Raw genomic sequence first — 23,004 nt, 5'->3', positions numbered from 1 at the left:
CGCGAGGCCATCGAGATGGCCGCCCGGAAACTGTTCGCAGAACGTGGTTTCCACGGTACGACGCTCGGCGACATCACTTCTGCGGCCGGTAAGTCGCCTGCTTCGTTCTACCGCTATTTCGCGGACAAGGAAGACCTGTTGGCGGTGCTCGCGCAGTCGTTTCTGCGCGAGGTGGTGGCACCGTCCGGCGGAGCACTCGACCTACCCGAGTCGCCGGATGACGACGGGTTCTTCCGCACCGTGGTCACCGGTTACTGGGACATGTTCAAGCAGAACATCGGGATCATGATCGCCGTCGCGCAACTGGCCACGACCCAACCGCGATTCGCCGCCGTGCAGAACGAATTCCGTCGGTTCGGCATGGACATCTTCGCGGCCTCGGTGCGCCGCGCACAAGAGCAGGGCTACGGCGCCGACCTCAATCCCGAGCACACCGCGGCGGCCATCGCGCTGCTGTTCGAGAACTTCACCACCGTCTTCGTCGGAACATCGGGCCTGGGCATCGAGCTGACCGACGAGGATGCGATCGCGACGCTGTCGAGGATCTGGAAGAAGACGCTGTACGGTTTCTGAACCCTGGAAAGGAAATCAACGTGGATTTCGCCCTGCCCGACCATCTGCCTGCACTCCTCGCCGAGATGGACGCCTTCATCGAGACGGAGATCAAACCGCTGGAACGCGAGAACATCCAGTACTTCGACAAGCGTCGCGAACATGCCCGTACGGACTGGGACAATGACGGGATCCCCCGGCGGGAGTGGGAGGACCTGCTCGACGAGATGCGCAGGCGCGCGGACGCGGCGGGCTGGCTGCGCTATGGGCTGCCGTCCCGGTTCGGCGGCCGCGACGGCAGCAACATCGACATGGCCGTCATCCGCGAACATCTGGCGCACAAGGGTCTCGGGCTGCACAACGACCTGCAGAACGAGTCGTCGATCGTCGGCAACTTCCCGCAGGTCATCATGATGGACCGGTTCGGCACCGACGCGCAGAAGGCCGAGTGGACCGAGGCGTTGATCACCGGGAAACGGTCGATGGCCTTCGGCCTCACCGAACCCGCACACGGTTCGGACGCCACCTGGATGGAGACCACCGCCGTGCGCGACGGTGACGAGTGGGTCATCAACGGCGCCAAACGATTCAACACCGGCGTGCACCGCGCCACCCACGATCTGGTGTTCGCCCGCACCTCCGGCGAAGCCGGGCAGGCCCGCGGCATCACCGCATTCCTGGTGCCCACCGACGCCACCGGATTCACCGTGCCGTACTACTGGTGGTCCTTCAACATGCCGACCGACCACGGCGAGGTCGAGCTGAAGGACGTCCGGGTGCCCGCCGACGCGGTGCTCGGCGAGGTCGACCGCGGTCTGGAGGTGGGCCAGACCTTCCTGCACGAGAACAGGATCCGCCAGGCCGCCAGCAGCCTCGGCGCGGCACAGTACTGCATCGACCGCGCCGTTCAGTACGCGAACGACCGCAAAGTCTTCGGCAAGCCGCTTGCGGTGAACCAGGCCGTGCAGTGGCCGTTGGTGGAGTTGCAGACCGAGGCCCAGATGGTGAGGCTGCTGGTGTATTACGCGGCAACGGAGTTGGACCGCAACCACCACATGGAGGTTTCGGACAAGGTGTCGATGGCGAACTATCGCGCGAACCGGCTGGTCTGTGATGCCGCCGACCGCGCGATGCAGGTGTTCGGGGGCGTCGGCTACAGCCGGCACGAACCGTTCGAACACATCTACCGGCATCACCGGCGCTACCGGATCACCGAGGGAGCCGAGGAGATTCAGATCCGGCGGGTGGCCCAGCGGCTGTTCGGGTTCGGCAAGCGTTGAACCGCGAACTCGCCGAAGGCCTCACCGGCGTCCTCGGGCCGGTGCTCGGCGAGGGTGTCGCCGTCGAGAATCTGCACGCGCTGACCGGCGGTGCGAGCCGCACGACGTGGGCCTTCGATGCGGTCACCGACACGCGTCGCGCCCTGATCCTGCGTACGGGCCCGCCCGACGACGTCCACGCAAGCATGGAATTGGAAGCCGCCGTACAGCAGCGGGCGGCCGCCGCGGGGGCGCCCGTGCCCCACATCCTGGCAGCCGACAACTCCCCCGCGGCGCTGGGCAATCCGTATCTGATCTGCGACGCCATCGGTGGCGAGACCATCGTGCGGCGGATCTATCGCTCGCTGGACGACTCCGGCCGCCAACGGTTGCTGCACCAGTGCGCCGAGGCGCTGGCCGCCATTCACCGTGCGGAGCATCAGGGCATCGACGTGCCACCGTCGGACCAGCTGTCTGAGTGGCGGGCCCGGCTCGACGAAATGGGCGACACCACAGCGACATTCGAGTGGGCATTCCGCTGGCTTGAGGCCAACCGGCCGCCTCCGTCGCCGCAGGTTCTGGTGCACGGCGACTTCCGGATGGGCAACCTGATCGTCGACGACAACGGGCTGGCCGCGGTGCTGGACTGGGAGCTCGTGCACATCGGCGAGGTCTACGAAGATTTGGCCTGGTTCTGTATCCGGGCATGGCGTTTCGGCGCGCCGGAGCATCACGGTGCCGGCGGGTTGGGCAGCGTCGAGGACTTCCTGGCCGCCTACGAATCCGCCGCGAACACGACGCTCGATCGGGCGGCGTTCCGGTGGTGGTTGACAGTGGCCACGCTGCGGTGGGGCGTCATCTGCCGATATCAGGCCGAACGTCATCTGTCGGGGCAGACGGAGTCGGTCGAGCTGGCCGCGATCGGACGGCGCGTCAGCGAAACCGAATGGGACGTTTTGGATCTGCTCGAAGGAGGTGGACCGCGATGACCTGGCTGTACGGCCGCCCGACGGCGGCTGAACTGGTCGCCGCCGTCGCCGGCTTCCTCGAGAACGACGTCCGCAGCGTGACCGGTCCCGACAGCGGGCTCGCCGAGGCGGGCCAGGTCAACTTCCACGCCCGCGTCGCGGCCAATGTGTTGCGCATCGTCGAACGCGAACTACTCGACACGTCTTCCGGGGAGGTCACCGACGCCCTGCGCGAGATCGGTTACCGCGACGAACCCGAACTGGCCGCGGCGATCCGCTCGGGTGAGCTCGACGGCCGCGCCGCAGAGCTGTTGCCGGTGCTGCGGACGATCGTCCGGCACCGCCTGGACGTCAACCACCCCGGCTACTGACGCGATTTGTGCACATCGAGGAGCGGTGAGCGCTCCCGATCGTGCACAAATCGCGTCAGGGGCGGCGGATTCGGGCCAGCCATGCCGGTTCGTCGACGAGAGTTCCCGCCGCCGATCCGATCGCGTCGGCCTGGGCGGGCTGAACGATGCCGCGGTAGGTGGTCTCCCCCAGCGACTCGAGGACCCACCCGTCGCCGAACGCGTCGCGGATGTCGGATTCGCTGACCTGCGGGCCGAATCCGCGGCCGCGGTCGGAGAGCGCGAGCACGTGTACCAGCCCGCCCGGCCGGCACGCCGCGTGCAGACTGCGCACGTACCTCGCGCGGTCGGTCTCGTCGAAGATGTGGAACAGCGCGCTGTCGACGATGGTGTCGTAGGCGGCCTCCCCGAGATCCATCGCATCGGCGACCTCGAAACGCGCCTCGACGCCCTTGACCTCGGCGTTTCTGCGGGCGTGCTCGACCGCCGATGGCGCGTAGTCGACGCCGAGCACGTCGTAGCCGAGGCCGGCGAGCAGGATCGTATGCTCACCGGCGCCACAGCCGACGTCGAGCACCGCGCCCCGGATCAGGCCCGCGCGTTCCAGGTCGACGATCGCCGGCTGCGGCTCGCCGATCACCCACGGTGCGGTTCCGCTCTTGTAGGCGTCGTCGAATAGCGAGAGAGTAGGTGTCACATCCATGCCCGCCAGTGTTCAACCTCAATCGGTGTTGAGGTCAAGGAGGATCACGTGACCGTTGCCCACGACGTTGTCACCGACGTGGCGGATCGCTTGTTCGCGGCTATCGAGGCCGGCGACCGCGACGCCATTTCGCGGCTGTGGCACGACGACATCGTGGTCTGGAAGGTCGCCGACCGCGACCGTGACAAGGACCGGGCGCTTCGAGTCCTGCACTGGTTCATCGACACCACCTCACAACGCCGATACCAGGTCATCGATCGTCAGCTGTTCGACGGAGGGCTGGTCCAGCAGCACATCCTGCACGCGACCGGACACAACGGCGGCGTCATCGCGATGCGTGTGGGCATCATCATCAAACTGGGCGCCGACGGGCGGATCAGCCGGATCGACGAGTACTTCGACCCAGCGGAGATCGCTCCGTTGCTCGAGCCCACCACGTGACCCGGCCGACGACACCGGTCACAAGCATCCGACAAACTGAGCTAGGAGACCACATGGTAAGCCTGAGTGAGCTTTTCAGCGATCCCGCCTCGACAGGAACATGGACGCTGGACCCGGCTCAGTCCACGATCGGGGTGCGCAGCAAGTCGATGTGGGGCCTGGTACCCGTCAAGGGCCGGTTCACCGAGTTCAGCGGTGACGGCCAATTATCGTCTCCGCAAACGGTTTCCGGACACATCGAGATCAACGCCGCGTCGCTGCGCACCGGTATCCGCAAGCGTGACGAACATCTGCACTCCGCCGATTTCTTTGGCGCAGAAACCCATCCGGAGATCAGCGTGCTCATCACCGGAGCCGACGCGATCGACGGCGACACCATCGACCTGCGCGCCGAACTGACCATCAAGGGCACGACCAAACCCCTGACGCTGCGAACCAAGGTCACACCGGTCGGCGACGGCGGGATGCGGCTGGTCACCGAGGCCACCGTCAGCCGGCGAGAGTTCGGCGTCGACGGCAACCTGGTGGGCATGATCGGTGACAAGTCGACGATCTCCGGCGACTTGGTGTTCCGGCACACCCGCTAGCCGTACGATCACGGCATGGCCGAGTCATCGCGTCCGCTGCGGGTCCTCGTCTACAGCGACAACCCCAGGACCCGCGAAGAGGTACAACTCGCGCTCGGTAAGCGGGTGCATCCGGAGTTGCCAGAGCTGACCTACGTCGAGGTGGCGACCGGCCCCATGGTCATTCGCCAGATGGATGAAGGCGGGTTCGATCTGGTGATCCTCGACGGCGAGGCCACCCCCGTCGGCGGGATGGGAATCGCCAAGCAGCTCAAGGACGAGATCGAGGATTGCCCGCCGATCCTGGTGCTCACCGGCCGTCCCGATGACGCATGGCTGGCCCGCTGGTCGCGCGCCGAAGCCGCAGTTCCCCACCCGATCGATCCGATCCGGCTCGGCGACGCCGTGGCCTCGCTGCTGCGCACCCTGGTGCAATAGCCAGAAAACACGTAAACCGCTGTCGCACTTGCCTATTCGAGGCATGACGACATAGCCACGCGTTGCCAATAGCGATACTAACCAAAAGGTGTGGCGCGCATCCCAAAGGGCGCTAGGGTGTGGGTAAGCTCACATCGAACAGCCCACGAGGGAGCGTTTGCTCGGTATGGATTTGTACACGCCAATCCTGGTGCTTGGCGCTATTGCGGCGGCGTTCGCGGTCGGCTCGGTTGCCATTGCTCTGCTGGTCGGCCCGCGTCGCTACAACAGGGCCAAGCTCGAGGCCTACGAATGCGGCATCGAGCCGGTGCCGCACGGGGGTGCGTCCGGTCAGCCGACCGGCCAGCGGTTTCCGATCAAGTACTACCTGACCGCGATGTTGTTCATCATCTTCGACATCGAGATCGTCTTCCTGTACCCGTGGGCGGTTGCTTTCGACAATCTTGGGCTGTTTGCGCTGATAGAGATGCTGCTGTTCATGGCGACGGTGTTCGTCGCCTACGCCTATGTGTGGCGACGGGGAGGTCTGGCATGGGACTAGAGGAGAAGTTGCCGGGCGGGATCCTGCTGTCCACGGTCGAGAAAGTGGCGGGTTACATCCGCAAGGGCTCGCTGTGGCCCGCGACGTTCGGGCTGGCGTGCTGCGCGATCGAGATGATGGCCACGGCAGGCCCGCGGTTCGACATCTCACGGTTCGGCATGGAGCGGTTCTCGGCCACGCCCCGCCAGGCCGACCTGATGATCGTCGCGGGGCGGGTCAGCCAGAAGATGGCGCCGGTGCTGCGGCAGATCTACGACCAGATGGCTGAGCCGAAGTGGGTTCTGGCGATGGGAGTGTGCGCATCCTCGGGCGGGATGTTCAACAACTACGCGATCGTCCAGGGTGTCGATCACGTCGTCCCGGTGGACATCTACCTGCCCGGTTGCCCGCCGCGCCCGGAGATGCTGCTGCACGCGATCCTGAAGCTGCACGACAAGATTCAGGAGATGCCGCTCGGCGTGCACCGCGAAGAGGCGATCCGCGAGGCCGAGCAGGCCGCGCTGGCCGTCACGCCGACCATCGAGCTCAAGGGGCTGCTGCGATGACCGCCGGCCCGGATGAAAAGCAGAACGCGACGAACGGCAACGGCGCCGAAGCGGGCGCACCGAAGATCATCGGTGTCCGCCGCGGAATGTTCGGGGTTAAGGGGTCAGGTGACACCTCCGGCTACGGGCGCCTGGTGCGACCCGTCGCGCTGCCCGGCAGCTCACCACGTCCCTACGGCCGCTATTTCGACGAGGTCGTCGATCGGCTCGCCGAGGTGCTCGGCGAGGACGGTTACGCGGCATCGATCGAGCGGGTCGTGGTGCACCGCGACGAGCTGACCCTCGAGGTGCAGCGTGACCAGCTGCCTATCGTGGCCCGTGCGCTGCGGGACGATCCGCAGTTGCGTTTCGAGTTGTGCCTCGGAGTCAGTGGGGTGCACTACCCCGACAAAGTCGGGCGCGAACTGCACGCGGTGTATCCGCTGATGTCCATCACCCACAACCGGCGGATCTTGATCGAGGTCGCCGCACCCGACGATGACCCGCACATCCCGTCGCTGTTCGAGGTCTATCCCACCACCGACTGGCACGAACGCGAGACCTACGACTTCTTCGGCATCATCTTCGACGGGCATCCCGCCCTGACCCGGATCGAGATGCCCGACGACTGGGTGGGGCACCCGCAGCGCAAGGACTACCCGTTGGGCGGCATCCCGGTGGAGTATCACGGCGCCGAGATTCCTCCGCCCGATCAACGGAGGGTCTACAGCTGATGAGCATTTCGCACGTCCCGCCCACGCAGGGCGGCGCTTCATCCTCGGCCGCGTCGGACAACAACGAGACGGTAATCGTTGTCGGCGGCCAGGATTGGGACCAAGTGGTCCAGGCCGCCAAGGATGCGGCCGCGGCCCACGCAGGCGAACGCATCGTCGTGAACATGGGTCCGCAGCACCCCTCCACCCACGGTGTGCTTCGGCTGGTCCTCGAGATCGAGGGTGAGACGGTCATCTCCGCCCGCTGCGGAATCGGCTACCTGCACACCGGAATCGAGAAGAACCTCGAGTTCCGCAACTGGACGCAGGGCGTCACGTTCGTCACGCGGATGGACTATCTGTCGCCGTTCTTCAACGAGACGGCCTACTGTCTGGGCGTCGAGAAACTGTTGGGCGTCACCGACGCGATCCCCGAGCGCGCCAGCGTCATTCGCGTGATGATGATGGAGCTCAACCGCATCTCCTCGCATCTTGTCGCGCTGGCGACCGGCGGGATGGAACTGGGCGCGATGAGCGCGATGTTCTACGGATTCCGTGAACGCGAGCAGATCCTGTCGGTGTTCGAGACGGTGACGGGCCTGCGGATGAACAGCGCGTACGTTCGTCCGGGCGGGGTGGCGGTGGACCTTCCCGACGAGGCAGTGCCGCAGATCCGTGAGGTGCTCGACCTGATGCCCAAGCGGCTCAAGGACCTCGAGGACCTGCTCAACGAGAACTACATCTGGAAGGGCCGCACGGTCGGCGTCGGTTATCTCGATCTGACCGGGTGCATGGCGCTCGGGATCACCGGGCCCTGCCTGCGTTCCACGGGGCTGCCGCACGACCTGCGCAAAACCCAACCGTATTGCGGTTACGAGACATACGACTTCGACGTGATCACCGACGAGGGCTGTGACTCCTACGGCCGGTATCTGATCCGGGTCAAGGAGATGCACGAGTCGCTGAAGATCGTCGAGCAGTGCCTGGACCGACTTCGACCCGGGCCCGTGATGATCGAGGACAAGAAGTTGGGTTGGCCGGCCGATCTGAAGGTCGGCCCGGACGGGCTGGGCAACTCGCCCGAGCACATCGCCAGGATCATGGGTCATTCGATGGAGGGGCTGATCCACCACTTCAAGCTCGTCACCGAGGGTATCCGGGTGCCCGCGGGCCAGGTCTACGTCGCGGTCGAGTCTCCGCGAGGCGAACTCGGCGTGCACATGGTCTCCGACGGCGGCACCCGGCCCTACCGGGTGCACTACCGGGACCCGTCCTTCAACAACCTGCAGGCCGTCGCCGCGATGTGTGAAGGCGGCATGGTAGCCGATCTGATCACCGCGGTGGCGTCGATCGACCCGGTGATGGGAGGCGTGGACAGGTGAGCGTATTCCTCGAGCTCGGTCAGCGACCCGAGGAACCCGGCCCGCCGATCAACGGGCCGGTCTCATATTCAGATGACGTCGTGGCGCGGCTCACCGCCGACGCCGAGCTGATCATTTCGCGCTACCCGCAGGCGCGTTCGGCGCTGCTGCCGTTGCTGCACCTCGTGCAGTCCGAGGACGGATGCCTGACCCCCGCCGGTATCACGTTCTGCGCCAAGCAGTTGGGGCTGACCGACGCCGAGGTCACCGCGGTGGCGACCTTCTACTCGATGTACCGGCGGACACCGACCGGCGAGTACCTCGTCGGTGTGTGCACCAACACCCTGTGCGCGGTGATGGGCGGCGACGCGATTCTCGAATCGCTGCAGGAACATCTGGGTGTCCATGCCGGCGAGACGACCCCGGACGGACGCGTCACCCTCGAACACATCGAGTGCAATGCGGCGTGTGATTACGCACCGGTGGTGATGGTCAACTGGGAGTTCTTCGACAATCAGACGACGTCGTCGGCGCGCGACCTCGTCGACGCGTTGCGCGACGGTCAACCTCCCGAACCCACGCGGGGGACGCCGCTGTGTACGTTCCGGGAGACCGCGCGCACACTCGCGGGTCTGCCCGACCCACGCTCAGGTGGCAACAACGTCGGCGACGCCACGTTGGCGGGTCTGCGGGTGGCGCGCGAACGCGGCATGCAGGCGCCCGACGCCGACGCCTCCGCCGCTTCCACCGAGACGCTCGACGACGAAACCGCGGGTGTCGAGGCCACCAGGAACGCGTCCGCGCCTGGCCCGTCGGCGACCGTCCCGCCGAAGTCACAAACCGTCGAAACCGACCCAGACACAACGGATTCCCGCGCATGACAGACCTGACGCCCGTGTTCAGCCGGTTCTGGGACGAGCCGGAACCATGGTCGATGGACACCTATCGCCGCCACGGCGGCTACCGCGCCCTGGAGAAGGCCCTGGCGATGGACCCGGACGACCTCATCAACCTGGTGAAGGAGTCCGGTCTGCGGGGCCGCGGCGGCGCGGGCTTTCCCACCGGCACGAAGTGGTCGTTCATCCCGCAGAGCGATACCGGCGCCGGCGCAAAACCGCACTACCTGGTGGTCAACGCCGACGAGTCGGAACCCGGTACCTGCAAAGACATTCCGCTGATGCTGACGACCCCGCACTTCCTCATCGAGGGTGCGATCATCGCGGCCTATGCGATCCGGGCGCATCACGCCTTCATCTACCTGCGCGGCGAGGTGGTGCCGGTGCTGCGCAGGCTGCACGCCGCGGTTGCCGAAGCGCACGAGGCCGGTTTCCTCGGCAACGACATCCAAGGGTCGGGCTTCGACCTGGAACTGATCGTGCACGCCGGGGCGGGCGCCTACATCTGCGGTGAGGAAACCGCGCTGCTGGACTCGCTCGAAGGCCGACGCGGACAACCGAGGTTGCGGCCGCCGTTCCCCGCCGTCGCAGGGCTGTACGCCTGTCCCACCGTGGTCAACAACGTCGAGTCGATCGCCAGCGTTCCACCCATCCTGCTCAACGGCATCGACTGGTTCCGGTCGATGGGTTCAGAGAAGTCGCCGGGCTTCACGCTGTACTCGCTGTCGGGCCACGTCACCAACCCCGGACAGTACGAGGCGCCGCTGGGCATCACGCTGCGCGAACTTCTGGAGTATGCGGGCGGAATCCGTTCCGGGCACCAGTTGAAGTTCTGGACACCCGGCGGCTCCTCCACTCCCCTGCTGACCGATGAACACCTCGACGTACCACTGGATTACGAGGGCATGGCCGGCGTCGGCACCATGCTCGGCACCAAGGCGCTGCAGATCTTCGACGAGACCACCTGCGTGGTGCGCGCCGTGCGCCGCTGGACCGATTTCTACGCCCACGAGTCGTGCGGCAAGTGCACGCCGTGCCGCGAGGGCACCTACTGGCTGGCTCAGATCTACGAACGTCTGGAGACGGGCGCGGGCACCGAGGCCGATATCGACAAGTTGCTCGACATCTCCGACAACATCTTCGGAAAAGCGTTCTGCGCTTTGGGTGACGGCGCGGCGGCACCCATCATGTCGTCGATCAAGTTCTTCCGCGACGAGTACATCGCCCACCTCGACGGCGGGTGCCCGTTCGATCCGCACGCCTCCACGCTGATGGCTACGGAAGGGGTCGGGAGCTGATGGGGGCGATTTTCTGCAGTGGCCGCAGGTTCGCGGCGAAGAGGGGGCGCAATGACGCAGACCGCTGACACCGGGGCAGACACCGGAGTCGAGATGGTGCAGTTGTCCATCGACGGCTTCGAGGTCAGTGTTCCGAAGGGCACGTTGGTGATTCGGGCCGCGGAACTGATCGGCATCCAGATCCCGCGATTCTGCGACCATCCACTGCTCGAGCCGGTGGGGGCCTGCCGGCAGTGCCTGGTCGAGGTCGAGGGCCAGCGCAAACCGATGGCGTCATGCACGACGACCTGCACGCCGGACATGGTGGTGCGCACGCAGTACACCTCACCGGAGGCCGACAAGGCGCAGCAGGGCATCATGGAGTTCCTGCTGATCAACCATCCGCTGGACTGCCCGGTGTGCGACAAGGGTGGCGAGTGCCCGCTGCAGAACCAGGCGATGTCCAACGGCCGCGCCGAAACTCGCTTCGAAGACGTCAAACGCACCTTTCCGAAGCCGATCAACATCTCATCGCAAGTGCTGCTGGATCGCGAGCGCTGTGTGCTGTGCGCGCGCTGCACCCGGTTCTCCGAGCAGATCGCCGGCGATCCGTTCATCGAACTGCTCGAGCGCGGTGCACTGCAACAGGTAGGCATCGCGACGGATGAACCGTTCGAGTCCTACTTCTCCGGCAACACCGTGCAGATCTGCCCGGTTGGCGCGCTGACCGGGGCGGCCTACCGCTTCCGGGCCCGGCCTTTCGACCTGGTGTCGAGCCCCAGCGTGTGCGAGCACTGCGCGTCGGGATGCGCCCAGCGCACCGACCATCGGCGCGGAAAGGTCATGCGCCGCTTGGCCGGTGACGAACCACAGGTCAACGAGGAATGGAACTGCGACAAGGGTCGCTGGGCCTTCACCTACACCACCCAGGGTGACCGCATCACCACCCCGATGATCCGCGACGAGGACGGCAAGTTGCGGCCCGCCTCGTGGTCGGAGGCTCTCGTGGTCGCCGGCACCGGGCTGGCGGCTGCGGCCGGAAGCGCGGGCGTGCTGGTCGGCGGCCGGATGACCGTCGAGGACGCCTACGCGTACTCCAAGTTCGCCCGGATCGTGCTGAACACCAACGACATCGACTTTCGGGCCCGGTCGCACAGCGCCGAGGAGGCCGACTTCCTGGCCGCCCATGTCGCGGGACAGCCGATGACGGTGACCTACACCGATCTGGAGAATGCGCCGGCGGTGCTGCTGGCCGGGTTCGAGCCGGAAGAGGAATCCCCGATCGTGTTCCTGCGGCTGCGCAAGGCCGCGCGCAACAAGGGACTGCAGGTCATCTCCGTCGCCCCCTTCGCCACCCGCGCCCTGACCAAGCTGCGAGGCCGCCTTGTCACCGCGGCCCCGGGCGACGAGGCCGCCGCCCTGGACGCGCTGGCCGACGACCCGCAGCTGCGGCTGCCGGGCGCGATCATCATGGTCGGCGAGCGTCTGGCCACCTCACCCGGAGCGCTCTCTGCGGCAAGCAAATTGGCCGAAGCGACCGGCGCCCGGCTGTCGTGGGTGCCGAGACGGGCAGGCGAACGAGGCGCGGCTGAGGCCGGCGCGTTACCGAACCTGCTGCCCGGTGGCAGGCCGATCGTCGACAGCGCGGCCGTCGAGCAGACCGCGGCGGCATGGCACGTCAGCGAGCTGCCCACCGAACCTGGTCGCGACACCACCGCGATATTGGAGGCAGCGCGCAGCGGCGAACTGGGCGCCCTGCTCGTCGGCGGCGTCGAGGTCGACGACCTACCCGATCCCGAAGCGGCACTGGCCGCGATCGAGTCCACACCGTTCGTCGTGAGTCTCGAACTGAGGGAGAGCGCGGTGACAGCGGTCGCCGACGTCGTCTTCCCCATCGCGCCCGTAGTGGAGAAAGCCGGTTCATTCCTGAACTGGGAAGGCCGACTTCGTCCCTTCCAGCCGTCACTGGAGACCAACGCCATCCCCGATCTGCGGGTGCTGACCTTCCTGGCCGACGAGATCGGTGTCGCGTTGAACCTGCCGACCGCAGCGGCCGCCGGGGACGAGATATCGCGCTTGGGCATGTGGGCGGGTCGACGGCCCGAGGCACCGGACGTTGCTCCGCCGAAGCGGACGCCGCCGGCCGAGGGGCAAGCCGTGCTCGCGGGGTGGCGGATGCTGCTCGACGAAGGCCGACTACAAGACGGCGAACCGCATCTGGCGGGCACCGCCCGTGCTCCGGTGGCACGGCTTTCCGCCGCCACCGCGGCCGAAATCGGCGCCGCGGAGGGTGATCTGGTCACCGCGAGGACACCGCGAGGAACGATCACGCTGCCGTTGGCCATCACCGACATGGGCGACCGCGTGATCTGGCTCCCCCTGAATTCGCCGGGTTCAGCGGTGCACCGAAGCCTCGGGGTGTCCACCGGGGATGTCGTGTCGATCGGACGGGCCGAACCGTGATCCATCCCGATCCCACCCTCTTCGGTCATGACCCGTGGTGGCTGACCCTCGCCAAAGCGCTCGCGATCTTCGCGTTCCTGATGCTGTCGGTGCTCTCGGCGATCCTGATCGAGCGCAAACTGCTGGGCCGCATGCAGATGCGGTTCGGACCTAACCGCGTGGGCCCCAGGGGACTTCTGCAGTCGCTGGTGGACGGCGTCAAGCTCGCGCTCAAGGAGGGTCTGGTCCCCGCCGGAGTCGACAAGTTCGTCTACCTTGCGGCTCCGGTGATCGCCGCGGTGCCCGCCTTCATCGCCTTCGCCGTCATCCCGATGGGCGGTGAGGTCTCGATCTTCGGCCACCGCACCGCATTGCAGTTGACGGACATGCCCGTCGCCGTCCTGTACATCCTGGCGGCGACCTCCATCGGTGTGTACGGGATCGTGCTGGCCGGGTGGGCGTCAGGGTCGACGTATCCACTGCTGGGCGGCATTCGCTCGAGCGCGCAGGTGATTTCGTATGAGATCGCCATGGCGCTGTCGTTCGTGGCGGTGTTCATCTACGCGGGCACGATGTCGACCTCCGGCATCGTCGCCGCCCAGGACGGCACCTGGTTCATCTTCCTGCTGCTGCCGTCGTTCCTGGTTTACATGGTCTCGATGGTGGGCGAAACGAACCGTGCGCCTTTCGATCTCCCCGAAGCCGAGGGCGAACTGGTCGGCGGTTTCCACACCGAGTACTCGTCGATCAAGTTCGCGATGTTCATGCTCGCCGAGTACGTCAACATGACCACCGTCTCCGCGCTGGCGACCACGATGTTCCTGGGCGGCTGGCACGCCCCGTGGCCCCTCAACATGTGGGATGGCGCGAACACCGGTTGGTGGCCACTGCTGTGGTTCGTCGCCAAGGTGTGGGGGTTCATGTTCCTGTTCTTCTGGCTGCGCGCCACGCTGCCCCGCATGCGCTACGACCAGTTCATGGGGCTGGGATGGAAAGCGCTCATCCCGTTCTCGTTGGCCTGGATCATGATCGTCGCCACGGCGCGCGCGCTCCGCAACGAGGGCTTCAGTCAGGTGACGACGACGCTGGCCTCCCTCGGCGCCATCGCGGTGCTGCTGATCGCCGTGGCGCTGTGGCGGTCGGCGCGCCGACGCAACGTTCGCGCCATCCCGCGGCAGAAGCTCGATCCGGAGATCTTCCCCACCCCGCCCCTGCCGGGCAGCACGCAGACCGCAACCAAGGAGCCAGCCGATGCCTAAGTTCCTCGACGCGCTGAAAGGTTTCGGGGTCACCTTCGGAACCATGTTCAAAAGGCCGATCACCGAGGAGTATCCGGAGAAGCCGGGACCCGTCGCCAAGCGCTATCACGGCCGGCACCAACTGAACCGGTACCCCGACGGCCTGGAGAAGTGCATCGGCTGCGAACTGTGCGCCTGGGCCTGCCCCGCCGACGCCATCTATGTCGAGGGCGACGACAACACCGAGGACGAACGGTATTCCCCCGGTGAGCGCTACGGGCGCGTCTACCAGATCAACTATCTGCGCTGTATCGGCTGCGGGCTGTGCATCGAGGCCTGCCCCACCCGGGCGTTGACGATGACCAACGACTACGAGATGGCCGACGACAACCGCGCCGACCTGATCTGGGGTAAGGACAAGTTGTTGGCGCCGTTGCGGTCCGGCATGCTGCCGCCGCCGCATCCGATGGCCCCCGGCGCCACCGACGAGGACTACTACCTGGGCAATATCGGACCCGTGGAGCAAAAGACCCAGAAGGTCACCGGGGACGTTCGATGAGGCTCGACCTGCTCGCGGCCGTGGCCGCCGACAACCCGGGGCAGACCACGACCACCGAGGCCGTGCTGTTCTGGGTGTTGGGGATCGTGGCGGTCGTCGGTGCGCTCGGTGTGATCGCCGCACCGAAAGCGGTGTACTCCGCAATGTTTCTGGCCATGACGATGATCGTGTTGGCGGTGTTCTACATCGCCCAGGGCGCGCTGTTCCTCGGTGTGGTCCAGGTGGTGGTTTACACCGGTGCCGTCATGATGATCTTCCTGTTCGTGCTGATGCTCATCGGTGTCGACTCGTCGGACTCGCTCGTGGAAACGATTCGCGGGCAACGGGTTGCCGGTGTCGTCACCGGTGTCGGTTTCGGTCTGCTGCTCATCGCGGGCATCGGCAACGTCTCGGTCGGCGGCTTCACCGGCCTGGCGCAGGCGAACGCGGGTGGCAACGTCGAGGGCTTGGCGGCGCTCATCTTCGTGCGCTACCTGTGGGCGTTCGAGTTGACCAGCGCGCTGCTGATCACGGCCGCGCTTGGCGCGATGGTGCTGGCACACCGGGAACGCTTCGGACGCCGCAAGACCCAGCGTGAACTCGCCGAAGAACGGTTCAAACCGGGCGGCTATCCGACGACGCTGCCCAATCCCGGTGTCTTCGCGCGCAACAACGCCGTCGACATCGCCGCCCGCCTACCTGACGGTTCCGGTTCAGAGCTGTCCGTCAGCCCCATCCTGCAGAAGCGGACCGTCACCGTGACGAACGGCCGAGGAGGCGGGGAGTGAATCCCGACAACTATCTCTATCTGTCGGCGCTGTTGTTCACGATAGGCGCGGCAGGGGTGCTGTTGCGGCGCAACGCGATCGTGGTGTTCATGTGCGTCGAGCTAATGTTGAACGCGGCCAACCTCGCGTTCGTCTCGTTCTCCCGCATGCACGGCCACCTCAACGGCCAAGTGGTCGCGTTCTTCACCATGGTGGTCGCCGCCTGCGAGGTGGTGGTCGGGCTGGCGATCATCATGAGCATCTTCCGTACCCGCCGGTCGGCTTCGGTCGACGACGCAAGCCTTCTGAAGAACTAGAGGCGCGATGACGATTCCTGTCTGGCTGACCATCGCGCTGCCGCTGGCCGGCGCGGCGATCCTGCTCCTCGGGGGACGACGGACCGACGCCTGGGGCCACCTGTTGGGCTGCGCCGCGGCCATCGGGTCGTTCGTCGTCGGTGCCGTGCTCTTCGTCGACATGCTGGGCCGTGACGCCGAACAGCGCGCGATCCACGAGGCGTTGTTCTCCTGGGTTCCGGTCGGCGGGCTGCAGGTGGACTTCGGCATGCAACTCGACCCGCTGTCGATGTGTTTCGTGTTGCTGATCACCGGTGTCGGCTCGCTGATCCACATCTACTCGGTCGGCTACATGGCCGAAGACCCCGGGCGGCGAAGGTTTTTCGCGTACCTGAACCTGTTCCTGTCGGCGATGCTGCTTCTGGTGCTCGCCGACAACTACCTCGGCCTCTACGTTGGCTGGGAGGGCGTCGGGTTGGCGTCCTATCTGCTGATCGGTTTCTGGGCGCACAAACCGTCGGCGGCGACGGCGGCAAAGAAGGCGTTCGTCGTCAACCGCGTCGGCGACATGGGGCTGGCCATCGCGATGATGGTGATGTTCGCCTACATCGGGTCCATTTCCTATGCGGGCGTCTTCGCCGCCGCGCCGAACGCCGGCGAGGGCGTGCTGACCGCGATCGGCCTGCTGCTCCTGCTGGCCGCGTGCGGTAAGTCGGCGCAGGTGCCGCTGCAGTCCTGGCTGGGCGATGCGATGGAGGGTCCGACACCGGTCTCGGCGTTGATCCATGCCGCCACCATGGTGACCGCGGGTGTGTACCTCATCGTGCGCTCCGGACCGGTGTTCGACCTCGCGCCCACCGCGCAACTCGGCGTCGTCATCGTCGGCGCCGTCACCCTGTTGTTCGGCGCGATCATCGGCTGCGCGAAGGACGACATCAAGAAAGCCCTTGCGGCGTCGACGATGTCGCAGATCGGCTACATGGTGCTGGCCGCCGGGCTCGGGCCGGTCGGCTACGCGTTCGCGATCATGCACCTGCTCACCCACGGCTTCTTCAAGGCCGGCCTGTTCCTGGGCGCCGGTTCGGTGATGCATGCGATGGACGACGAGGTCGACATGCGGCGCTACGGCGGCCTGCGCAAAGCGCTGCCGATCACGTTCGTCACATTCGGCCTCGGCTACCTCGCGATCATCGGGGTGCCGCCGCTGGCCGGATTCTTCTCCAAAGACGGGATCATCGAAGCGGCGCTCGGCGCAGGAGGTGTCAAGGGCTTGATCCTGGGCGGCGTGACGATCCTGGGCGCCGGCATCACCGCGTTCTACATGACCAGGGTGATGCTGATGACGTTCTTCGGCGAGAAGCGTTGGGCTCCCAATGCGCATCCGCATGAAGCCCCGGCGGTGATGACCTGGCCGATGATCCTGCTGGCCGTCGGCTCCGTGGGCTCGGGGGCGGCGTTCGCGATCGGCGGCACGCTGGAGCACTGGCTCGAACCGGTCGTCGGCGCACACGAGGTACACCACGTCGCACCCGTCTGGGTGGTGACGACGGTGATCCTGACCGTCGTCGCCGTCGGCGTCCTCATCGCCTACCGCATGTACGGAAGAAAGCCTGTGCCAGAAGACGTCCCGGACGGTTCGGCGCTCACTGTCGCGGCGCGCAATGATCTGTACGGCGATGCGTTCAACGAGGCGGCGCTGATGCGGCCCGGCCAACTGCTGACCCGCGGGCTCGTCGAGATCGACGAGGAGGCGGTCGACGGCGCGGCCACCGGGTTGGCAGGGCTGGTCAGCCGCCTGTCGACGGGTCTGCGGCGCCTACAGACGGGTTATGCCCGCTCTTATGCGCTTTCGATGCTTTCAGGTGCGGTTCTGGTGGTCGCGGCGATCCTGGCGGTGCAACTCTGGTGAACAACTTCCCCTGGCTCACGGTGCTGTGGGCGACGCCGACCGTCGGCGCCGCGCTGACGATCCTGCTGCCTGCCGCCCAACGGGTGCTGGCCAAATGGTTCGCGTTGGCCGTCTCGATCGCGGTCCTGGCGATCACCGCCGTTGTGGCGGTCGGCTTCCAACCCGGTGGCGAGCAGTACCAGTTCGTCGAATCCCACCGCTGGATCCCGTCATTCGGCACCGGCTACATCCTGGGTGTCGACGGCATCGCACTGGCGATCGTAGTGCTCACCGCGGTCCTGGTGCCGCTGCTGATCATCGCGGGCTGGAACGACGCCGACGGCCAGACCGGCCTGCGCGGACGGTCGGTGCAGACCTACCTCGCGTTGACGCTGGCCGTCGAGGGCATGGTCCTGATGTCGCTGGTGTCGCTGGACATCCTGCTGTTCTACGTGTTCTTCGAAGCGATGCTGATTCCGATGTACTTCCTCATCGGCGGCTTCGGCGGCGAGAACCGGAGCAAGGCGGCGGTGAAGTTCCTGCTGTACAACCTGTTCGGCGGTCTGATCATGCTGGCCGCGGTGATCGGGCTGTATGTGGTGACCGCCTCGAGTGACACGTTCGCCGCGGGCACGTTCGACTTCCGCGAGATCGTCTCCGCGGTGTCCAGCGGTGAGTTCGCCGTCAACCCCGCCGTGATGAACCTGTTATTCCTCGGCTTCATGTTCGCGTTCGCGGTCAAGGCGCCGTTGTGGCCGTTCCACCGCTGGCTGCCCGACGCGGCCGTCGAGGCCACCCCGGCCAGCGCGGTGCTGATGATGGCGGTCATGGACAAGGTCGGGACCTTCGGGATGCTGCGGTACTGCCTGCAGTTGTTCCCCGACGCGTCAACGTATTTCCAACCCCTGGTCGTCACGCTGGCGGTGATCGGCATCGTCTACGGCGCGATCCTCGCGATCGGCCAGACCGACGTGATGCGGTTGATCGCCTACACGTCGATCTCCCACTTCGGGTTCATCATCCTGGGCATCTTCGTGATGACCAGCCAGGGCCAGTCCGGTTCGACGTTGTACATGATCAACCACGGTCTGTCGACGGCCGCCCTGTTCCTGATCGCAGGGTTCCTGGTGTCGCGCAGGGGCACTCGACTGATCCGGGCGTTCGGTGGTGTCCAGAAGGTGGCACCGGTGATGGCGGGCACATTCCTCGTCGCCGGACTGGCGACGCTGTCGCTGCCCGGTCTGGCGCCGTTCATCAGCGAATTCCTGGTGCTCATCGGCACATTCACGCGGTACCCGGTGCTGGCGGTGTTCGCGGCCACGGCGCTGGTGCTGTCGGCGATCTACATCCTGTGGATGTACCAGCGGATGATGACCGGAGCCGTCACCGAGGGCAACGAGCGGGTGCGCGACCTGGTGCCGCGCGAACTCGTCGTCGTCGCACCGTTGATCGCCCTTCTGATCGTGCTGGGGGTGTATCCAAAACCTGCGCTCGACGTCATCAACCCTGCGGTCGATCACATCCTGACGACCATCGACCAACCTGATCCCGTACCCAGAGTCGCGGAAGGGCCGAGACCATGACCCTCACCCCGCCGACCGTCGAATACGGTCTGGTCTGCCCGATGCTGATCGTGTTCGGGGTCGCCATCGCGGGCGTCCTCGTTGAGGCGTTCCTGCCGCGGCGGCACCGGTACGCGAGCCAGCTGGTGCTGTGCTTCGGTGGGCTGGCGGCCGCCCTGGTCGCCGTGGTGGTGCTCGCACGTACCCTGCACGGCTCCGTCGGCCGCTCGGCCGTGATGGGTGCGGTCGTCATCGACGCCCCCGCACTGTTCCTGCAGGGCACCATCCTGCTCGTCGGTGTGCTCGGCGTCCTGCTGATCGCTGAGCGACAGGTCGGCGCTGAGGTCGCCGAGGGCGGTCGCCGCGGCCTCGACGGATTCACCCCCCAGGCGTCGGCCGTACCCGGCAGCGTCGCCGAACAAGTGGCCACCAAGGCCGGCGTGATCCAGACCGAGGTCTTCCCGCTGACGATGTTCGCCATCGGCGGCATGCTGCTGTTCCCGGCATCCGATGACCTGCTGACCATGTTCATCGCGCTGGAGATCCTGTCGCTGCCGCTGTACCTGTTGTGCGGGCTGGCGCGCAAGCGTCGCCTGCTGTCCCAAGAGGCGGCGCTGAAATACTTTCTGCTGGGTGCATTCTCGTCGGCGTTCTTCCTCTACGGCGTGGCCATGCTGTACGGATACGCCGGTACGTTGGATTTGGTCGGTATCGCGGAGGCCGTCGCCGCGGGATCGGGTAAGACGTCGCTGGCCCTGATCGGGATCGGACTGGTACTGGTCGGTGTGCTGTTCAAAGTCGGTGCCGTCCCGTTCCACAGCTGGGTCCCCGACGTGTATCAGGGCGCGCCGACGCCGATCACGGCGTTCATGGCTGCGGCGACGAAGATCGCCGCATTCGGCGCGCTGCTGCGCGTGTTCTACGTCGCGCTGCCCGAACTGCGCGACGACTGGCGACCCGTGCTGTGGGCGATCGCGATCCTGACGATGGTGGTCGGCACCGTGGCAGCGGTGACCCAGGCCGACGTCAAGCGGATGCTGGCGTATTCGGCGGTGTCGCACACCGGTTTCATCCTCACCGGTGTGATTGCCGCGAACGAAGCGGGACTGTCGTCGACGCTGTTCTATCTGTTCGCGTACGGCTTCAGCACCGTGGGGGCGTTCGCCGTGGTCGGTCTGGTTCGCGACGGTGCCGGCGAGGAAGACACCGCAATGGCGCGCTGGGCGGGACTCGGGCGTCGCTATCCGATTGTGGGGATTGTCTTTTCGCTGTTCCTCCTCGCGTTCGCCGGGATCCCATTGACCAGCGGCTTCGTGGCGAAGTTCGCGGTGTTCAAGGCGGCCGGCGAGGGCGGAGCGATGCCGTTGGTGGTTGTCGGCGTCCTTGCAAGCGCGATCGCCGCGTACTTCTATGTGCGGGTGATCGTGTTGATGTTCTTCACCGATCCGCCCGAGAACGCCCCGACGCTGGTGGTGCCGAGTGTGCTCAGCACGACGGTCGTGACGGTCACCGCGGCGGTCACGTTCGCGCTGGGCGCGCTGCCGCAACCGCTTCTGGATCTGGCCAACAACGCCGACCAGTTCCTGCATTAGTCGCGTGACAGCAGGCCGACCTGACGGTAAGCGGATTCGAGGTAGCGCCGCATCTGCCGCTCGGTCACCGGATTCGGTTGCAGAACCCGATAGGTCACCGCGCCGGCCAGCATGTCCACGAGAACCTCGAGGTCGGCGTCCTCGTCGACCGCGCTGTCGCGCTGCGCGCGCTCGAGCATGGCGAGGACAAGGTCGCGGCGGGGCTGGATGTAGCGGTCCCAGTACGTCCGCATCAGCTCGGGATGTGTGACGGCCGACCCGAAGATCTGCGCGATCAATGCGCGAAAGCGAGGATCGGTCGCTGTGCGAGCGGCTCCGGATAGGTTGTGTCGCACCAGATCATGAACGCTGCCGGCGGTGATCTCCTTGCGGGTGGGCCACTGTATGTCCGTGCTCACATGCGCCTCGATCGCATCGGCGACCAGTTGCTCCTTTCCCGACCAACGGCGGTAGATCGTAGGTTTGCCGACGCCGGCGCGTTTGGCCACCTGCTCGATGCTCATACCCGCGATCCCGCGCTCGACGAACACGTCGAGCGCTGCCTGCAAGATGGCGGTGTCGAGGTCCTTGCTGCGTGGCCGGCCCCGACTCGGCGCCGTCATCGCACGCTGCCCGTTGCCAGCGCACGACTCAACCATCGGCGCAACGCCTTTGGCTGCCGTCCGCGCCAGGCGAGGTGGCCGTCGGGGCGCACCAGCATCGGATCGCCATCAATGTGCCGATCGATGATGGCGATCCGAGTCTCGCCGAGGTGCTCGGTCACGATCCTCGCCAGATTGTCGTCGGCTCCCAAAAGCCCCCAGCGCCCATGTAATTCGTCGCCCGAGATCCCGGGCACACGGTCCCCCGGACGCAGGCCCGACAATCGGCAAGACCGATCCGCCAACGGACCCCGGCGGTACGTCACCCACAACTGCGAGGTTCGGTAGGTCACCCAACGCTGCACTGCGGGCAGGTTCATCACCGGGACCACGACACGGTCGCGAATAACGCGGCCTATGCTGCTCTGCGCCACATTGACTTTGGTGACCGCGCTCGTGTTGCGCAGCACCTCGGTGGCGAGCGGACGTCGTTCAGACTCGTATGTGTCGAGCAGCTTCTCGTCGGCGGTGCCCGCCGTGACGAGCGCCAGTTTCCACGCAAGGTTCTCGGCGTCCCCGAGACCCGTCAGCATCCCCTGTCCGCCGAACGGCGCATGCGTGTGCGCCGCGTCGCCTGCGATCAGCACCCGGCCACGCCGGTAGGTTGTCGCCAATCGGCGGTGCACGCTGAACATCGACAGCCATTCCGCGTGCTCGATCGGCGCAGAGCGGCCGGTGCGCTCGGGAATGATCCGGTTCAACCGCGCGAGAATCTCGTCGTCCGTGGGCTTTTGCTGCCCCGAATGCGGATCGTAGGCGATGATGCGCCACAGACCGCCGGGCATCGGCATCGCTCCGAGCATGCCGTCCTGGTGTAGCCAGCCGGTCGTGCCTGAGCGGTCGAGGTCCCAGTCGATGCGGAGGTCGGCGAGCAGGAAGCGTTCGGTGAGGCGCACCCCGGGGAAGTCGATGCCCGCGGCGCGACGGGTGGCGCTGCCGGCCCCGTCGCAGCCGATCAGCCAGTCGGCGGTGAGGTCGTTCCCACCGGCGAAGACTGCCGTGACGGTCCCGCCGCGCTGGTGGACATCGGTAAGCCTTGTACCCCAACTGATCTTGCCACCCAGTTCGGTGAACCGGTCCCGGAGAGCGGCCTCGACCGCAGCTTGGGAGATCACCATCGGTGGAGCGGCGGTATCCATACCGGGATCGCCGAAGCGGATGCGCATGATCGGCTTGTCGCCCAGGTAGGTCAGGATGCTCATCGCCCGCACCGACTTTTCGGGAAGGTCGCCGAGCGCACCGAGGCGGTCGAGCACCTCGGAGCCGCGGGCGTGCAGGAAGTTGGCCCGCGACGTCGTCGCGGGCGCGGCCGCCGCGTCGATCACCCGGACACGGACACCCTGCAGCAGCAGACCACATGCGGCCGCCAGACCCGTCGGCCCCGCCCCGACCACGAGAACGTCGGAAACCATCGCCTCCTCTTTCCGTTACGGTACCGTTTCGTAAATACT

General features: G+C 66.3%; 24 protein-coding genes. 21 read left to right on the top strand and 3 right to left on the bottom strand.

From position 1 onward, the window contains the following. The first annotated feature begins 15 nt into the window (after positions 1 to 15). Genes CEX87_RS03990 through CEX87_RS03975 form a run of 4 tightly spaced genes read left to right on the top strand, consistent with a single transcriptional unit; the run spans position 16 to position 3,150 of the window. The gene (locus CEX87_RS03990) at positions 16 to 573 is read left to right on the top strand and encodes a TetR/AcrR family transcriptional regulator (protein ID WP_174523545.1); all 558 of its coding nucleotides are present in this window, start codon (positions 16 to 18) and stop codon (positions 571 to 573) included. 20 nt (positions 574 to 593) lie between these two features. Next, positions 594 to 1,832 carry an acyl-CoA dehydrogenase family protein gene (locus CEX87_RS03985; protein ID WP_094286051.1) on the top strand — a complete coding sequence of 413 codons (1,239 nt, stop codon included), beginning with the start codon at positions 594 to 596 and terminating at the stop codon, positions 1,830 to 1,832. Further along, the gene (locus tag CEX87_RS03980; RefSeq protein ID WP_064394382.1) at positions 1,829 to 2,800 is read left to right on the top strand and encodes a phosphotransferase family protein; all 972 of its coding nucleotides are present in this window, start codon (positions 1,829 to 1,831) and stop codon (positions 2,798 to 2,800) included. Before CEX87_RS03985 ends, CEX87_RS03980 begins: the two co-directional genes overlap by 4 nt. Continuing rightward, a complete protein-coding gene (locus CEX87_RS03975) occupies positions 2,797 to 3,150 on the top strand; it encodes a DUF6285 domain-containing protein (protein ID WP_064417222.1) in 354 nt (117 codons plus the stop codon). Before CEX87_RS03980 ends, CEX87_RS03975 begins: the two co-directional genes overlap by 4 nt. Positions 3,151 to 3,205: 55 nt before the next feature. Here CEX87_RS03975 and CEX87_RS03970 read toward each other — a convergent pair whose 3' ends face one another. Continuing rightward, positions 3,206 to 3,832, bottom strand: coding sequence for a class I SAM-dependent methyltransferase (locus tag CEX87_RS03970; RefSeq protein ID WP_094286050.1), 627 nt, complete (start codon positions 3,830 to 3,832; stop codon positions 3,206 to 3,208). Positions 3,833 to 3,880: 48 nt separating this feature from the next. Between CEX87_RS03970 and CEX87_RS03965 the strand changes: the two genes are divergently transcribed. The 17 genes from CEX87_RS03965 to nuoN all read left to right on the top strand — a co-directional run bounded on the left by CEX87_RS03965 (position 3,881) and on the right by nuoN (position 20,912). Next, the gene (locus CEX87_RS03965) at positions 3,881 to 4,273 is read left to right on the top strand and encodes a nuclear transport factor 2 family protein (RefSeq protein ID WP_064417224.1); all 393 of its coding nucleotides are present in this window, start codon (positions 3,881 to 3,883) and stop codon (positions 4,271 to 4,273) included. Positions 4,274 to 4,326: 53 nt separating this feature from the next. Further along, positions 4,327 to 4,860 carry a YceI family protein gene (locus tag CEX87_RS03960; RefSeq protein WP_064394378.1) on the top strand — a complete coding sequence of 178 codons (534 nt, stop codon included), beginning with the start codon at positions 4,327 to 4,329 and terminating at the stop codon, positions 4,858 to 4,860. A gap of 15 nt (positions 4,861 to 4,875) precedes the next feature. Continuing rightward, positions 4,876 to 5,277, top strand: coding sequence for an Rv3143 family two-component system response regulator (locus tag CEX87_RS03955; protein WP_064394377.1), 402 nt, complete (start codon positions 4,876 to 4,878; stop codon positions 5,275 to 5,277). 166 nt (positions 5,278 to 5,443) lie between these two features. Then, entirely contained in the window at positions 5,444 to 5,818 is a 375-nt protein-coding gene (locus tag CEX87_RS03950) for an NADH-quinone oxidoreductase subunit A (RefSeq protein WP_064394376.1), read from the top strand. Further along, positions 5,809 to 6,363: a NuoB/complex I 20 kDa subunit family protein gene (locus CEX87_RS03945; RefSeq protein ID WP_015305533.1), complete on the top strand. Its 555-nt coding sequence runs from the start codon at positions 5,809 to 5,811 to the stop codon at positions 6,361 to 6,363. Before CEX87_RS03950 ends, CEX87_RS03945 begins: the two co-directional genes overlap by 10 nt. Next, the gene (locus tag CEX87_RS03940) at positions 6,360 to 7,076 is read left to right on the top strand and encodes an NADH-quinone oxidoreductase subunit C (RefSeq protein WP_094286049.1); all 717 of its coding nucleotides are present in this window, start codon (positions 6,360 to 6,362) and stop codon (positions 7,074 to 7,076) included. Before CEX87_RS03945 ends, CEX87_RS03940 begins: the two co-directional genes overlap by 4 nt. Further along, a complete protein-coding gene (nuoD, locus tag CEX87_RS03935) occupies positions 7,076 to 8,437 on the top strand; it encodes an NADH dehydrogenase (quinone) subunit D (protein WP_064417226.1) in 1,362 nt (453 codons plus the stop codon). The genes CEX87_RS03940 and nuoD overlap by 1 nt, the downstream gene beginning before the upstream one ends. After that, on the top strand, positions 8,434 to 9,297 hold the full coding sequence (gene nuoE / locus CEX87_RS03930; protein WP_094286048.1) for an NADH-quinone oxidoreductase subunit NuoE: 864 nt from the start codon (positions 8,434 to 8,436) through the stop codon (positions 9,295 to 9,297). Before nuoD ends, nuoE begins: the two co-directional genes overlap by 4 nt. Beyond that, positions 9,294 to 10,610, top strand: coding sequence for an NADH-quinone oxidoreductase subunit NuoF (gene nuoF / locus CEX87_RS03925; RefSeq protein ID WP_094286047.1), 1,317 nt, complete (start codon positions 9,294 to 9,296; stop codon positions 10,608 to 10,610). The genes nuoE and nuoF overlap by 4 nt, the downstream gene beginning before the upstream one ends. 51 nt (positions 10,611 to 10,661) lie before the next feature. Then, positions 10,662 to 13,052, top strand: coding sequence for an NADH-quinone oxidoreductase subunit G (locus tag CEX87_RS03920; protein ID WP_094286046.1), 2,391 nt, complete (start codon positions 10,662 to 10,664; stop codon positions 13,050 to 13,052). Continuing rightward, positions 13,049 to 14,290, top strand: coding sequence for an NADH-quinone oxidoreductase subunit NuoH (nuoH, locus tag CEX87_RS03915; RefSeq protein WP_094286044.1), 1,242 nt, complete (start codon positions 13,049 to 13,051; stop codon positions 14,288 to 14,290). The genes CEX87_RS03920 and nuoH overlap by 4 nt, the downstream gene beginning before the upstream one ends. Next, positions 14,283 to 14,828 (top strand): NADH-quinone oxidoreductase subunit NuoI, encoded by a 546-nt coding sequence (gene nuoI / locus CEX87_RS03910; RefSeq protein WP_064417230.1) that lies wholly within the window; start codon positions 14,283 to 14,285, stop codon positions 14,826 to 14,828. The genes nuoH and nuoI overlap by 8 nt, the downstream gene beginning before the upstream one ends. Then, positions 14,825 to 15,595, top strand: a complete 771-nt coding sequence (locus CEX87_RS03905; RefSeq protein WP_064394368.1) for an NADH-quinone oxidoreductase subunit J — start codon at positions 14,825 to 14,827, stop codon at positions 15,593 to 15,595. The genes nuoI and CEX87_RS03905 overlap by 4 nt, the downstream gene beginning before the upstream one ends. After that, a complete protein-coding gene (nuoK, locus tag CEX87_RS03900; protein WP_064394367.1) occupies positions 15,592 to 15,891 on the top strand; it encodes an NADH-quinone oxidoreductase subunit NuoK in 300 nt (99 codons plus the stop codon). The genes CEX87_RS03905 and nuoK overlap by 4 nt, the downstream gene beginning before the upstream one ends. A 7-nt stretch (positions 15,892 to 15,898) precedes the next feature. Continuing rightward, positions 15,899 to 17,779, top strand: a complete 1,881-nt coding sequence (gene nuoL, locus CEX87_RS03895) for an NADH-quinone oxidoreductase subunit L (protein ID WP_064428585.1) — start codon at positions 15,899 to 15,901, stop codon at positions 17,777 to 17,779. Next, a complete protein-coding gene (locus tag CEX87_RS03890; RefSeq protein WP_094286042.1) occupies positions 17,773 to 19,341 on the top strand; it encodes an NADH-quinone oxidoreductase subunit M in 1,569 nt (522 codons plus the stop codon). Before nuoL ends, CEX87_RS03890 begins: the two co-directional genes overlap by 7 nt. Continuing rightward, the gene (nuoN, locus tag CEX87_RS03885; RefSeq protein ID WP_064428583.1) at positions 19,338 to 20,912 is read left to right on the top strand and encodes an NADH-quinone oxidoreductase subunit NuoN; all 1,575 of its coding nucleotides are present in this window, start codon (positions 19,338 to 19,340) and stop codon (positions 20,910 to 20,912) included. The genes CEX87_RS03890 and nuoN overlap by 4 nt, the downstream gene beginning before the upstream one ends. On the opposite strand, the gene CEX87_RS03880 is transcribed toward nuoN, so the two are convergent. Together CEX87_RS03880 and CEX87_RS03875 are read right to left on the bottom strand one after the other, a co-directional pair. Then, positions 20,909 to 21,514 (bottom strand): TetR/AcrR family transcriptional regulator, encoded by a 606-nt coding sequence (locus CEX87_RS03880; RefSeq protein WP_064428582.1) that lies wholly within the window; start codon positions 21,512 to 21,514, stop codon positions 20,909 to 20,911. The two genes, nuoN and CEX87_RS03880, sit on opposite strands and share 4 nt — an antisense overlap. Next, a complete protein-coding gene (locus CEX87_RS03875; protein WP_094286040.1) occupies positions 21,511 to 22,965 on the bottom strand; it encodes an FAD-dependent monooxygenase in 1,455 nt (484 codons plus the stop codon). The genes CEX87_RS03880 and CEX87_RS03875 overlap by 4 nt, the downstream gene beginning before the upstream one ends. Between the last annotated feature and the right edge of the window lie 39 nt (positions 22,966 to 23,004).

This window comes from Mycobacterium lehmannii (genome assembly GCF_002245535.1).
Classification (GTDB): Bacteria; Actinomycetota; Actinomycetes; order Mycobacteriales; family Mycobacteriaceae; genus Mycobacterium; species Mycobacterium lehmannii.
Note: the sequence above shows the minus strand (reverse complement) of the source record. Positions and strands in the feature narration are given on the sequence as shown.